At 73.1% G+C, this 13,937-nt stretch carries 10 protein-coding genes; 8 read left to right on the top strand and 2 right to left on the bottom strand.

Annotated elements, in window-relative coordinates:
- The first annotated feature begins 39 nt into the window (after window positions 1-39).
- The 8 genes from EAO72_RS17265 to EAO72_RS17230 are packed head-to-tail and all read left to right on the top strand — an operon-like array spanning window position 40 to window position 10,805.
- Window positions 40-804: an SDR family NAD(P)-dependent oxidoreductase gene (locus EAO72_RS17265; protein WP_148018230.1), complete on the top strand. Its 765-nt coding sequence runs from the start codon at window positions 40-42 to the stop codon at window positions 802-804.
- Window positions 792-2,579: a heparinase II/III domain-containing protein gene (locus EAO72_RS17260; protein ID WP_187285102.1), complete on the top strand. Its 1,788-nt coding sequence runs from the start codon at window positions 792-794 to the stop codon at window positions 2,577-2,579. The genes EAO72_RS17265 and EAO72_RS17260 overlap by 13 nt, the downstream gene beginning before the upstream one ends.
- A gap of 3 nt (window positions 2,580-2,582) precedes the next feature.
- Entirely contained in the window at window positions 2,583-4,562 is a 1,980-nt protein-coding gene (locus tag EAO72_RS17255) for a heparinase II/III family protein (RefSeq protein ID WP_148018229.1), read from the top strand.
- A gap of 2 nt (window positions 4,563-4,564) precedes the next feature.
- On the top strand, window positions 4,565-5,167 hold the full coding sequence (locus EAO72_RS17250) for a DUF624 domain-containing protein (protein WP_148018228.1): 603 nt from the start codon (window positions 4,565-4,567) through the stop codon (window positions 5,165-5,167).
- Window positions 5,164-6,243 (top strand): DUF1565 domain-containing protein, encoded by a 1,080-nt coding sequence (locus EAO72_RS17245; protein WP_148018227.1) that lies wholly within the window; start codon window positions 5,164-5,166, stop codon window positions 6,241-6,243. Before EAO72_RS17250 ends, EAO72_RS17245 begins: the two co-directional genes overlap by 4 nt.
- Window positions 6,240-7,391, top strand: coding sequence for an SGNH/GDSL hydrolase family protein (locus tag EAO72_RS17240; RefSeq protein WP_148018226.1), 1,152 nt, complete (start codon window positions 6,240-6,242; stop codon window positions 7,389-7,391). The genes EAO72_RS17245 and EAO72_RS17240 overlap by 4 nt, the downstream gene beginning before the upstream one ends.
- A gap of 11 nt (window positions 7,392-7,402) precedes the next feature.
- The gene (locus tag EAO72_RS17235; protein WP_148018225.1) at window positions 7,403-9,817 is read left to right on the top strand and encodes a polysaccharide lyase 8 family protein; all 2,415 of its coding nucleotides are present in this window, start codon (window positions 7,403-7,405) and stop codon (window positions 9,815-9,817) included.
- Window positions 9,818-9,821: 4 nt separating this feature from the next.
- Entirely contained in the window at window positions 9,822-10,805 is a 984-nt protein-coding gene (locus EAO72_RS17230; RefSeq protein ID WP_148018224.1) for an acetylxylan esterase, read from the top strand.
- A 19-nt stretch (window positions 10,806-10,824) separates the two neighbouring features.
- On the opposite strand, the gene EAO72_RS17225 is transcribed toward EAO72_RS17230, so the two are convergent.
- Window positions 10,825-12,369 carry a phytoene desaturase family protein gene (locus EAO72_RS17225; RefSeq protein WP_148018223.1) on the bottom strand — a complete coding sequence of 515 codons (1,545 nt, stop codon included), beginning with the start codon at window positions 12,367-12,369 and terminating at the stop codon, window positions 10,825-10,827.
- Window positions 12,370-12,510: 141 nt separating this feature from the next.
- Window positions 12,511-13,937, bottom strand: a 1,427-nt coding sequence (locus tag EAO72_RS17220; protein ID WP_148018222.1) for a tetratricopeptide repeat protein, incomplete at its 5' end; no start/stop codon positions are given.

Raw genomic sequence — 13,937 nt, 5'->3', positions numbered from 1 at the left:
CCGGCCCCCGACGGCCGGTTATCGAAAGGGTTACCCCCCATGTCTGCTGATCTCCAAGGCTCCCGCGCGCTGGTGACCGGGGCGGGCCACGGCATCGGCCGCGCCATCGCCGTCGCCCTGGCCGAGGCCGGCGCCGATGTCGCCGTCCACTACCACTCCTCCGCCGACGAGGCCGCGAGGACGGTCTCCGCGATCGAGGCGCTCGGCCGCAAGGCCAAGGCCTTCCAGGCCGACGTGACGGTGACGGCCGAGGTGGACCGCCTGGTCGAGGAGGCCACCGGATTCCTCGGCGGGCTGGACGTCCTGGTCTGCAACGCCGGTCATCTGATCGGGCGGGCGACGATCGCCGAGATGTCCGACGACCACTTCGACCAGGTCATCGACACCAATCTGACCTCGACGTTCCGTACGGTACGGGCGGCGCTGCCGCATCTGAAGGAGTCGTCCGCCGGGCGCGTCATCACGATGTCGTCGCTCGCCGCGCACAACGGCGGCGGCCCCGGCTCGGTGGCCTACGCGGCCGCCAAGGCCGGTATCCGCGGATTCACCAAGGGTCTGGCCAAGGAGCTCGGGGGCAGCGGCATCACGGTGAACACCGTCGCCCCCGGCTTCATCAAGGGCACCGCCTTCCACGACACGTTCACCGCGCCGGCGGCGCAGCAGGCGATGGAGGCGGGTATCCCGGTGGGCCGGGCCGGCACGCCCGAGGACGTCGCCTCGGCCGTCGTGCACCTGGCCTCCCCCTCGTCCGGCTTCCTCACCGCGACCACGGTGGACATCGACGGTGGCGTATGGCCGCGTTGAGGCGGATCGCGCGGGAGCGCGGCGGCTGGTGGCACGCGTACGTCTGCCCGGCGCACGGGGTGGAGCTGGACCACGGCGATGTGCTCGGCGGGGCGTTCCCCGAGGGCGGTGCGCGGTGTTCGTACGGCTGCCGGGTGGACAACGAAGCGGTGCGCGGCGCCTGGCTGGTGCTGTCGCACCAGGCGTGGGCGCGGCACCTGCGGGTGCTCGCCCACCGGGGCGAGCGTGTCGAGGTGGTGGCACGGCTGGCGGAGTACACCGCTCTGTACGAGGAGCTGGCCACCGCTCAGCACGGTGAGGCGCAGGGCTGGATGCTGCGCGGCCGTCTCTTCCACCAGGCGCTGACCGACGCGATCTGGGCGGTGAACATCGGCCACACCGTCATGACGCTCGCCGAGCACGGCACGGACGACCTGTCCGGGGTGCTGCCGCTGCTGGACTCCCTGGAGCGGGCGGCGCTCGACGCCCGTGCCGTGCTGATCGGCAAGGATCAGCTCGCCTCGAACTACACCGCGTGGCTCAATGCCGCGGGCGCCGCCACCGGGCGCGCCGCCGCGGCGGTACGCGGGCAGGAGTGGGACGGGCACAAGGAGTGGCTGGAGGGCGACAGCGGACTGTACGCGCATCTGCGGGTCGCGGTCGCCGACGACGGCTGGGAATGGGAGGGCAGCACCTACTACCACGGGTTCGTGCTGCGGGCCGCGCTGCTGGCCCTGCGGGGCACCGATCCGGCGGCGATCCCCGCGGATGTGGTGGCTGTGCTGGCGGGGATGACGGACGTCCTGGCGGCGATCGCAACGCCGGGCGGGATTCTTCCCGCACTGCACGACGGCCCCTACCTGCGGGATCCGCTGGCTCTCGAGTGGCTGGAACTGGTGGCGCTGGCTCAGCAGTTGGTTCCGTCGACCGCGCTGGACGCGGTCGCGGCGCGGGCCCGTGCCGAGCTCGGTGCCGGCGACGACGGGCTGGACCGGGAACTGGGCGGCTGGTTCGCGGGGCCGCCCCTGCCGGAGCGCCCGGCGCCCGGCGCGCTCACGCTGTTCGGCGCCGCGGGCTATGCCGTGCTGCGCGTCGCGGGTATCCACGCGCTGCTGGACTTCGGCCCGCACGGCGGTTCGCACGGCCATCGGGACAAGTTGTCTCTCTATCTCTATGGCGACACCACGTCGTGGCAGCCCGATCCCGGCCAGGTTCCCTACGCCCACGCCGAGTTCCGTGATCTGTACGCGTCGACCGAGGCTCACCCGGCGTTCCGGGTGGACGGTCGCGAACAGGCGGAGTGCGCGGGAGCGTTGCTCGCTTCGGACGACCGCTCCGTCACGGCGGAGGTGACCACGGCGTACGCGGGTGTGCGCGGGATCCGGCGGATCGTGGCGGGCGCCGGCTATCTGGTGGACCTGCTGACCGTGACGGCCGACGAGGCCCGCCGCATCACCGCCCAGCTCCGTCCCGGCACCGCGCTGGACGTGCAGGTGCAGGCGGCGGGCGCGGCCCGCACCACCTGGTACGGCGACGAGACGCTGCACGGCTGGCACACGCACCGTGCCGAGGTGCCGGTGCGCCCGGTGACCCGGCCGGGTCCCGGCACGGCAGACGACCCGCAACGCAGCCGGACCCGGGTGGACTTCACCGCCGACACCGACCGGGTCACGTTCGCCTCGGTGTACCAGGCGGCATCGGCCGGACCCGCGGTCACCGACGTACGGCTGGACGGCGACGGGCTGACGGTCTGCCTGGCCGACGGCACCACCGCACGGTTCCGGACGGAGGACTGACCCTTGTTGCTCTCGGCGACCCCGCCGCCCGGCCCGCGCCCCGCGCAGGAGAAGCGGCTGTACGAGGAGGCCGCCCGCCACCGCGGGCTGACCCCGCCCCGTACGCATCCCCTGGCCAGCATCACGTGGCTCGGCCCCGCCGCCTCCAATCCGGCCCTGGCCTACCGGGCCGGCGGCGACCCGGCGCATCTGGCGGAGAGCCTGCGCTGGATCGAGGCCGCGGTGCGGCTGCCGCACTGGGGCAGGGCCCACATGCCGGACCACGACCTGGACGCCGGCTGGCTGCTGCACCATCTGGCCCTCGCGTACCGGTGGGTCGGAGACGACCTGCCGGACGGGGTGCGGGCGCTGCTGCGGTACAAACTGCTGCTCCAGGGGCGGCGGATGTACGAGTTCGCGGTGGCGAGCGAGGGCCGCTGGTGGTCGTCGTCGTACTGGCAGAACCACAACTGGATCTGTTACGCGGGTCTGGCGACGGCCGGGTACGTGCTGGGCAAGGAGGAGTGGACCGAGCGCGCCAAGGACAACCTCGGGACCGTCCTGGACCTGATGCCGCAGGATGGATCGCATGCCGAGGGCGTCGTCTACTGGCGTTACGGCGTACCTTTCCTCGCCGCCCACCTGGACCTCCTCAAGGAGGCGGAGGGCATCGACTGGTGGGACCGGGGCGGATTCATGTCGCACACGTTCCGCTACCGGCTGCACCAGACGGCGCCCGGGTTCGCGTTCAACGTCGACCACGGAGACTGCCACGACCGGCGCAGCGGTCACAGCGCCGGTCTCTACTACCGGCTCGCCGCCCAGTACGCGATCCCGGAGGCCCAGTGGCTGGGCGATCTGGCCTCGGGCGAACTGCTGTGGCCGGAGGCGGCCGAGAGCGGGGTGCGGCCGGGCATCCTGCCGGAGGCCTACCTCGAATACCTCTGGTACGACCCGTCGGTGCCGGCCGCCCGGCCCACCGGGACGCGGGCGTTCTTCCCCGATCTCGGGCTGCTGGCCGCGCGCACGGGCTGGGACGACGACGCCACGCTGGTGTCGTTCAAGGCCAGCCCCGGTGGCGGTCACCGGGCGTGGGAGACCGCCGGGAAGCACCGGGCCGAGAAGGGCTGGGACACCCTGAACCAGGGCCATCACCACCCCGATTCGGGTTCGTTCGTGTTCGTGTCGCAGGGTGCGTTCCTCGCCGTGGACGAGGGCTACAGCAACCGCAAGCGGGCCGCGCACCACAATCTGCTGCTGGTGGACGGGCAGGGGTACGCGGACGAGGACCGGTACCACGTGTACCGGGACATCCCCTTCGAGCGGCAGGCCCGGCAGCGCGATGTGCTCGTCTCCGACGACTGCGAGTGGGCCCACGCCACGGCGGAGATCGCCGCGATGTACGACGCGGGCCTGGGGGTGCGGCGGCTGGACCGGACGCTGGTGTTCACCCCGTCGGGGCGCCTGGTGCTGCTGGACCTCGCCGAGGCGGACGCGGCACGGGAGTGGACGTTCCTCCTTCAGACCGACCGGCCGACCGAGCCGCAGCAGGACGGCAGCCGGCTGATCCGCTCCGGGGCGGCCTCGGCCCGGTTGCGGCAGTTCGCCCCGGCCGACGCCCGCATCACCACGGAGGTCACCGAGGTGGAGGCCAACCCGACGTCGAGCACGCCCGAACTGCGCCTCACCCGCACGCTACACACGCTGCGCTCGGCCACGACGCGGTCGGTGGAGGGGCTGTTCCTCACCACGATCGCCCCGGGAACGCAGACGGAGGCCGCCCGGGTTCCCTGCACGGCGGGCCAGGGCGTGACCTTCGGGACCGAGACCGTGCTGCTCTCGCCCGTCGCCCGGCGCATCCGCGCCGAGGGGGTCGTCGCCGACGCGGCAGCCGTCCTGCTCACCACGGGCGACGCACCTCACGTCGTGGCGGCGACCCGGCTGGAGCTGGGCGGCACCGTCCTCCTCGACGTGACGGAACCCTACACAGGAAAGGTCGGCTGACCATGCAGGCAACTCTCTCGTCCGGCTGGCCGACGCTGCTGCGGCGGCTGGAGTTCGTGGCCTACCCGGCCGCCGCCGGGGCCGCGTTCGCCGTGCTCTCGCTGGGGGTGGTGACCTGGCTGCCCGCGCTCGCGGCGATGGCGTACGGGCTCCAGCGGTGGCGGGCCGAAGGGGACGGCCGCGCGTTCGTCATGACGTTCAGGGCCTTCCCGCAGTACTGGCGGGCGCTGTGGCGGCATGCGCTCGTCTCCACGGCGGCCGGAGTCGTGCTGGCCGCCAACATCGTCCATCTGCTGGGCCGTTCCGAGCCGTGGACCTTCGTGCTGCTCGCGGCCCAGGTGGGCATCGCGGCCGCCCTGGTCATCCACCACGTGGCGTTCGCGGCCGAAGCCGGCCGGACCCCGGGCGGCACGGTCCGCGGCTGGACCCGGGGCGCGCTGGCGCTCGGCTTCGGTTCGGCCGCCCGGGGCACCGCCCTGCTCGGCGCGGTGGTGTCCGCCGTGCTCCTCTCACTCGTCGTACCGCTCGGGCCACTGCTGCTCGGCCCGAGCATTCCCGTACTGCTCGCTCTGTCCTTCGCTGATCCCAGGAGGCACACCCCATGAGCCACGCACTGCGTACCGCCCTCGTCGCCGCGCTCGCCGTCGGCGCCCCGCTCGTCCTCCCCCCGCCGTCGGCGGCCGCTGCCGCCGCCACCGCCTACTACGTGTCGCCGTCCGGCAGCGACAGCAACTCCGGTACGTCGGCGGGCTCCCCGCTCGCCACGATCCAGAAGGCGGTCGATCTGGCGCCGACGGGCGCGGTGGTCAACCTCGCCGCCGGTACGTACAAGCAGGATGTCGTGACCAAGCGCGCCGGCGTCACGATCACCGGCCCGGCGAACGCCGTGGTGAAGGGGGCGGGCGACGCCCGGATCATCCAGGTGCAGCACGACTCGACGACGCTGAGCGGATTCACCGTCGACGGGCTGCACGGCTCGTCCACCGATGTGGCGGGGTACCGCCTCAAGCTCATATATGTCATGAGCACGACTCCCGGTAACGGGGTGGGCGGTCTGCGCGTCACCGGAATGACGCTGAAGAACGCGGCCGACGAATGTCTGCGCGTTCGCTATCTGGTGACCGGCGCCGACATCTCCGGGAACACCATCACGGACTGCGGTGTCGCCGACTTCAAGTTCGGCGGCGGGGGCAAGAACGGCGAGGGCATCTACCTCGGTACGGCTCCGGAACAGCAGGGTGCGAACGGCGCCCCGGACGCTGCCCCCGACATCAGCAGGAACAACCGCATCCACCACAACACGATCGCCACCCGGGGCAACGAGTGCGTCGACGTGAAGGAGAACTCGACGAACAACTACGTGGAGTACAACGACTGCAGTCAGCAGAAGGACTCCAGCTCCGGCGGCCTGGACGCGCGCGGCAGCGGCAACATCTTCCGCTACAACACCATCCACGACAACGCCGGCGCGGGCATCCGGCTCGGCGGCGACACCGCGACCGACGGCGTCGACACCAGCGTCTACGGCAACACGATCACCGGGAACGCCGGCGGCGGCATCAAGTTCATGCGCACCCCGCAGGGCCCCGTCTGTACGAACACGATGAGCGGGAACACCGGCGGCGACGCCGTGGGCACGTACGGCAGTGAGTACACGCCGACCGGTGCGTGCCCCCAGTGAGCGGGCGGGGACCCGCGAGACGCGGGGTACTGACGGCGGCGGCCGGGCTGGCCGCGGTCGTGGCGAGTGCGCCGGGCGCGCGGGCCGCCGAGTCAGCGGGCAGCGGTGCGCGCCGCTCGCGCTGGACGACGTCGTGGGCGACCGCGCAGACCGCGCCGACGCCCACCGACACGGTGGCGAACACCGGTCTGACGCAGGGCACGTTCACGGCGCGGGTACGGCTGTCGGCCGGCGGCCAGGTCCGGCTGCGCTACGGGCACGCCTTCGGCACGGTGCCGGTCCTCATCGGTCCGGTCACCGCGGGCGGCAGTCCCGTGACCTTCGGCGGGCAGCGGCAGGCATGGCTGGCCGCGGGTGCCTCACTGACCAGTGACGCGGTCGCGGGCCTGCGCGCCGTCGAGGCCTCCCTGCTGACGATCCGCACCGAACTGCCCGGGCCCACCGGCCCGTTGTCGTTCCACCGCAACACCCACGCCTCGCACCACGTCGACGGGGTCCGCACCACTTCGGTGTTCCTGCTGACGGGCGTCGAGGTGACGGGCGCGCACGGGCCGGTCATCGCAGTGCTGGGCGACTCCATCGCGGAGGGCGTCGGCACACCCGACGACTCCGATCTGCGCTGGCCCGACCAACTGGCCAGGCGCCTGCCCGGCGCGGCGGTCGCCGATCTCGGGATCAGCGGCAACCGCGTGCTCCTGGACGACGCCCGGTTCGGGCCGGGCGGGCAGGCCCGCTTCGACCGCGATGTGCTGTCCCTGCCCGGGCTGCGGACCGTTCTGGTCCACCTCGGGGTCAACGACCTCCAGCAGCCGCCCAGCCAGACGGACCCGGCGCTCGTCCTGGCCGGCTACCGGCAGCTGGTGCTGCGCGCCCGGGACGCCGGACTGCGCGTGATCGGCGCGACCATCGCCCCGTTCGGCGGCTGGACCCGCTGGACGCCCGAGCTGGAGACGGTGCGGCAGCGGATCAACGCCGCCGTGCGGACCGGCCGGGTCTTCGACGCCGTGGCCGACTTCGACGCGGCGCTGCGCGATCCGGACCACCCGGAGCGGCTGCTGCCCGCGTACGACAGCGGCGACGGCCTCCACCCCAGTCCTTCCGGCCACGCGGCGCTCGCCGCGGCCGTCGACCGCCGACACCTTCTGTGAGGGCCCGCATCATGAACCCAGGCACCACCAGGGGCACCACGCGCCGCACCGTCCTCGCCGGTGCGGCTGCGCTCGGCGCGGCCGCCGCCCTGCCGCTCACGCTCGCGTCGGGCACCGCACACGCCGCGGACCCGGTCGACGACGCCGCCTCGCTCCGGACCCGGTGGCACACCCTCCTCACCGGAGGCCCCGGTCTCGACCTCACCGACCCGCGGATCGCCGCGGCCGTGACGAGGATCGGGAAGGCCGCGACCACCTCCGCCAAGGGACTGGACCCGTCCCGCGCGGACGGGCTGTTCCCCGATCTGACCAGCACCACGCTCTCCAACCACGTCACCACGTCGTTCAAGCGCCTGGCGACCGTGGCGACCGCGTGGGCCGTCCCCGGCACCGCCCAGTACGGAGACTCCGCACTGCGGGACCTGCTGCTGGCTGGCATCGACTGGATGCTGACGAACCGCTACGGACCGGAGCACACCCGGTTCGACAACGACTGGGACTGGGAGATCGGCTCCGCCCTCGCGCTCAACGACGCGGCCGTGCTGCTGTACGACGTGCTCGGTACGGAACGCCTCGGCCGGATCAACGCGGCCGTCCGCGGCTACACACCCGACCCGAACCTCTGGCGGGCCGACCGGCAGATCGCGACCGGCGCCAACCGGGTCTGGATCTCCACCGTGGTCGCCGTGAACGCGGTGCTCCGCGACAGCGGCGACGACCTCGTGCGGGTCCGTGACGCTCTTTCGGACGTCGAGGGTTCGGGCGCGAACAGCGTCCTCGCCTTCAACGACACGAGCGCGGCGTCCGAGGGCACGGGCGAGGGCTTCTACTCCGACGGCTCGTTCCTCCAGCACTACAAGCACCCGTACAACGGCGGCTACGGCAAGGAGCTGCTGAACAACCTCTCCCGGCTGCTGAACCTCCTGGCGGGCACGTCGTGGACGGTCACCGACCCGGACCTCGACAACGTACGGCTCTGGGTCGACGAGGGTTTCGACCCGCTCCTGGCGCGCGGCGACGTGATGGCGTCGGTCTGCGGGCGCGAGATCGCCCGGCCCAGCAAGCAGGGCCACGTCTCGGCGCAGACGGTCATCGAAGCGGTGGTGCGGCTGATCCCGAGCTTCCCAGGAGAGACCGCCGAGCGGTTCACCGCCCTGGTCAAGCAGTGGATCGCCGAGGACACCTACCGCGACTTCCTCGCCGTCACCGACCTCGCCTCCCTCGTCGCGGCCCGGAACGTCCTCGCGTCCCCCGTTCCGGCGCGCGGCCCGCTGGTCGCCCACAAGCAGCACCCGCGGATGGACAAGGCGGCCCACCACCGGCCCTCGTTCGCCCTCGGCATCTCCGCGTACTCGTCGCGGATCTACAACTACGAGTCGATCCAGAACGAGAACCTGCACGCCTGGCACCTCTCCGACGGCATGGTCCTCCTCTACACCGACGACCTCGGCCACTACAGCGAGGACTACTGGCCCACCGTCGACCCCGCCCGACTGCCCGGCACCACCGTCCTCGCGGGCCGGCCCGCCGACGCGGCGGGGCAGCGCACCACCAGCACCGCCGACTGGGCGGGCGGCGCCGCGCTGCCGGGGACGACGCTGGGCGCGTACGGCATGGAGCTGCGGGCGTTCGGCAGTTCGCTGCACGGCCTCAAGAGCTGGTTCTGCCTCGACGACGTCATCGCGTGCGTCGGCTCGGGGATCAGCGCCGACGCGGGCACGGCCGAGACGATCGTGGAGAACCGGAAGCTGCGGGACCCGGCGGCGGCGCTCCTCGTCAACGGACAGGCCGCCCCCGCGGACACCGGGTGGTCGGCGCGGCTGGACCAGGTGCGGTGGGCGCATGTCGCGGGGACCGGCGGTTACGTCTTCCCCGAGCCGGTGACCCTGCGCGGGCTGCGCGAGGACCGGACGGCGACCTGGCGCGAGATCAACCTGAAGTACGGCACGGACACCCCCGTCACCCGCCCGTATCTGACGCTGTGGCAGGACCACGGGACCGCGCCGCAGGGGGCGGGCTACTTCTGGCTGCAGGCACCGATGGCCTCCGCCGAACGGACGAAGCAGTGGTCGGCGGCGCCCCCGGTGAAGCTGGTCGCCCGCTCCACCGCCGTGCACGCGGTACGCCGCTGCGCGGACGGGCTGCTCGCCGCGAACTTCTGGGGCGCCGGAACGGCCCAGGAACTCAGCGCGGACGGACCGGCCTCGGTCCTCGTCCGGCCTGAGGGAAAGACGGTCACCGTCTCGTTGTCGGACCCGACCCAACTGCGGTCCTCCGTCGTGCTGGACCTGGCCCGGCGCAACCTGAGCGTCGTCTCGGCCGGCCCGGGCATCACGGTGGCGCCGACCGGTACCGGCATCCGCATCACCGCGGACACGACAGAACTCCACGGTGCAACCCTCGACCTCACCCTGAAGAGGAGCTAGACCCTTGCTGTTCGACATGCCCCTGGACCGGCTGCGCGACTACCGGCCGGAGCCGGAGGAGCCGGCCGACTTCGACGCCTTCTGGGAGAAGACGCTCACCGAGACGGCCCGCCACGGCCTGGACGCCGAGTTCGTCCCGTACGACGCCGGATTCGCCACCGTCGACGTGTTCGACGTGACGTTCCGCGGCTGGGGCGGCCAGCCCGTGAAGGCGTGGCTGCTGCTCCCCCGGGACCGCCCGGGCCCGCTGCCTGCCGTCGTCCAGTACATCGGGTACAACGGCGGCCGCGGCATCCCGTACTCCTGGCTCACCTGGAGCGCCCTGGGCTACGCCCATCTGGTGATGGACAACCGCGGGCAGGGCGGGGGCGGCAAGAACACCGCGGACACCGTGGACATCGGCCCGGACGGGAACGGCTCCTCCTCCCCGGGCTTCCTGACCCGGGGCATCGAGGACCCGTACCGGCACTACTACCGCCGGCTGATCACGGACGCGGTGCGGGCCGTCGACGCCGCGAAGGCGCACCCGGCGGTGGACGCCTCGCGCGTCGCGGTGCTCGGCGGCAGTCAGGGCGGCGGCCTCTCGCTGGCCGTGGCGGGACTGCGCGACGACGTCGTGGCGGCCGTCGCCGATGTGCCGTTCCTCTGCCACTACCGGCGTGCCTCGCAGATCACGGACGCCGGCCCGTACGCGGAGATCGCCCGCTGGCTGTCCGGGCACCGCTTCCGCATCGACGAGGCGATGGAGACCCTGTCGTACTTCGACGGCGTCAACTTCGCGGCCCGGGCGACCGCTCCGGCGTGGTTCTCGGTGGGGCTGATGGACAAGATCTGCCCGTCGTCCACGGTGTTCGCCGCCTACCACCGCTATGCCGGACCGGCGCAGATCGAGGTGTTCACGTACAACGGGCACGAGGGCGGCGCGGAGTACGACCTGCCGCGCAAGATCGCCGCGCTGCGGGGTGTGTTCGGCCGACAGGGCGAGTGAGGTCAGCGGCGGGTGCCCGTCACCGGCCCAGCGCCGCCATCGCGGCGTTGTGGCCGGGGACCCCGCTGACCCCTCCGCCGCGCACCGCCCCGGCCCCGCACATCAGGACGTTCGGGTGCGCGGTCTCCACGCCCCAGCGCCCGGTCTCCGGTGTGGCGTACGGGAAGGCGAGGTCCCGGTGGAAGATGTGGCCCCCGGGCAGCCGCAGGTCCCGTTCGAGATCGAGCGGCGTCTTCGCCTCGATGCACGGCTCACCGTTCGCGTCGAGCGCCAGGCAGTCGGTGAGCGGCTCCTCCAGATGGGCGTCGAGCTCGGCCAGCGTCGCCTCGAGCAGCGTGGCGCGGGTGCTGTCGTGGTCCGCGGCGAAGAGGCGCGCCGGGGTGTGGAGGCCGAACAGGGTCAGGGTCTGGTAGCCGCGGGCGGCGAGATCCGCGCCGAGGATCGAGGGGTCCGTCAGCGAATGGCAGTAGATCTCCGAGGGCGGGGCTGCGGGCAGCCGGCCCGCCGCCGCGTCCCGGTAGGCGTCGGCCAGCTGTCCGTACCCCTCGGCGATGTGGAAGGTCCCGGCGAACGCCTGACGCGGGTCCACGGACCGGTCCTTGAGCCGGGGCAGCCGGGTGAGCAGCATGTTCACCTTCAGCTGGGCGCCTTCGGCGGGCGTCGGCGGCTCGTCGCCGAGGAGGGCGGCGAGCGCCTCGGGCGAGGCGTTGACGAGGACGCGGCGCGCGCCGACGGCGGTCTCACCGCTGTCCGTCCGCACGATCACCTCGGCGTGCGTCCCGTCGGTGTCGACGCGGACCGCCTCGTGCCCCGTGCGGATCTGCGCACCGGCGGCGCGCGCGGCGCCGGCGAGAGCGTCGGTGAGCGCGCCCATGCCCCCGACCGGGACGTCCCAGTCGCCGGTGCCGCCGCCGATCACGTGGTAGAGGAAACAGCGGTTCTGGAGCAGCGAGGCATCGTGCGCGTCGGCGAAGGTTCCGATCAGAGCGTCCGTGAGGACGACTCCGCGGACGAGGTCGTCGTCGAAGGTGTTCTCGACACTCACGCCGATGGGTTCCTCGAACAGCATCCGCCAGGCGTCCGGGTCGTCGATCCGCTGCCGCAGCGCGTCCCGCGTGGGCAGCGGTTCGGTGAGCGTCGGGAACACCCGCTCGGCGACCTGCCCGGTGCGTCCGTAGAACCGCTGCCATGCCTCGTACTCCCGGTCCGAGCCGGTGAGGGCGGCGAAGGAGTCGCGGGTGCGGTCGCCGGCGACCAGCAGGCCGGTGGGGCGGCCGTCGCGGACGGCCGGGGTGTACGAGGAGACGGTCCGCTTGCGTACCGCGAAGTCCAGGCCGAGATCGCGGACGATCTTCGACGGGAGCAGCGACACCAGGTAGGAGTAGCGCGACAGCCGGGCGTCGACCCCGGCGAACGGACGGGTCGAGACGGCCGCTCCCCCGGTGGTGCCCAGCCGTTCCAGGACCAGGACGGACTGTCCGGCGCGGGCGAGGTAGGCGGCGGCGACGAGGCCGTTGTGGCCGCCGCCGACGATCACTGCGTCATAGCTGTCTCGTACGGGCATGTCCCTTGGTAGCACGGACGCCCGGCCCGGACCAGGTCCGGATGTCCACCGGCCGTCGGGCCAGGGCCTCTCGTTCGAATCAGGCCGGGTCCGCGGGGTCCGGCATGGTCCGGACGATGGGTCCTAAGGGCGGGACGGCCCTCAGCCCGACGGGATGCCCCGCTGCTGCCGCAGCGCCGCCACCTGCCGGTAGAGCGCGACGGCCTCCTGGCTCCTGCCGAGCTGTTCGAGGCAGTGCGCCTCGTCGTTGCGCCCGGCGAGGGTGTCCGGGTGGTCGGCTCCGAGGATCCGGGTCCGTGCCTCGGCCACCTGCCGGTAGACGGTGAGGGCGTCGGCCCAGCGGCCCAGCCAGCCGAGACCGACGGCGACCTCGCGGCGGCTGACCAGAGTGTCGGGGTGGTCGGGACCCAGTACGCGTTCGCGGTGCGCGCAGACCTCGCGGGATTCGGCCAGCGCCTCTTCCCAGCGGGCCAGCCGGCCGAGGTTGACGCCCAGTCCGTGGCGGGCACGCAGTGTCTCGGGGTCGGCGGGGCCGCTGACCCGGGTCCGGTCCTCGACGAGCGCGCGGTAGAGCTCCAGGGCCTCGGTGCTGCGGCCCAGCCGCCCGAGGCTGATTCCGACCTCGTAGCGGGCCGCGAGGGTGTCCGGGTGGTCGGCGCCCAGCGCCTGCGCTCGGGCCTGGACGACTTCCCGGTAGGTCTGCAGGGCCTCCGTCCAGCGGCCGAGCCGGCCCAGGGTGTACCCGACCTCGTAGCGGGTGACGAGGGTGTCGGGGTGGGCGGCGCCGAGCAGCCGGGCGCGCGCCTCCGCGACGTCGCGGGCCATGCCGTACGACTCCTCCAGCCGCCCGAGCCTGCTGAGGTTGAACGCCAGGTTGTGGCGGCAGCGCAGGGTGTCCGGGTGGTCGGGCCCCATCGAGCGTTCCCGGGAGGTGAGAACGGCGGCGTACAGCTGGTGGGCCTCGAAGTGCCGGCCGAGCTGGCCCAGGACGTACGCCATCTCCTGGCGGGCAGCGAGGGTTTCCGGATGGTCGGGGCCCAGGCCGCGCTCACGGCCCTGGGCGACATGGGCGAACTCCCGCAGCGCGTCCGCCGCCCGTCCGGTCCGGCTGAGGGTGAAGCCCACCTCGTACCGGCTGGAGAGCGTGTCGGGATGGTCGGGCCCGAGGACGCTCTCGCGTTCGGCGGCGACCGCGCGGTGGACCTCGCCCGCCTCCTCCCAGTGGCCGAGCCTGCCGAGGTTGAGGCCGGCGCTGTGGCGGCTGGCGAGTATCGAGAGGAGCTCCGGTCCCGGGGTGGGCCGCCCGGCACCGGCCGGCCTCCCTGCGGCGGGCTGTCCGCCGCCGGTGGTCCAGGCGCCGGTGAGGCCCGCCGAGTGGTCGACCGAGTCCGGCAGCATGGCAGCGGTACCGGTCGCCTTGTGCCCGGTCGTCATGCCGCGGGTCCAGTCGGGCAGGCGCGGTGTGGGGGCGGCGGCGGGCCTCGGCGCCTGGACCACCGGCGGCGGACAGCCCGCCGCAGGGAGGCCGGCCGGTGCCGGGCGGCCCACCCCGGGACCACCGGAGCTCC

It is taken from the genome of Streptomyces sp. OR43, assembly GCF_008042275.1.
GTDB lineage: Bacteria > Actinomycetota > Actinomycetes > Streptomycetales > Streptomycetaceae > Streptomyces.
Note: the sequence above shows the minus strand (reverse complement) of the source record. Positions and strands in the feature narration are given on the sequence as shown.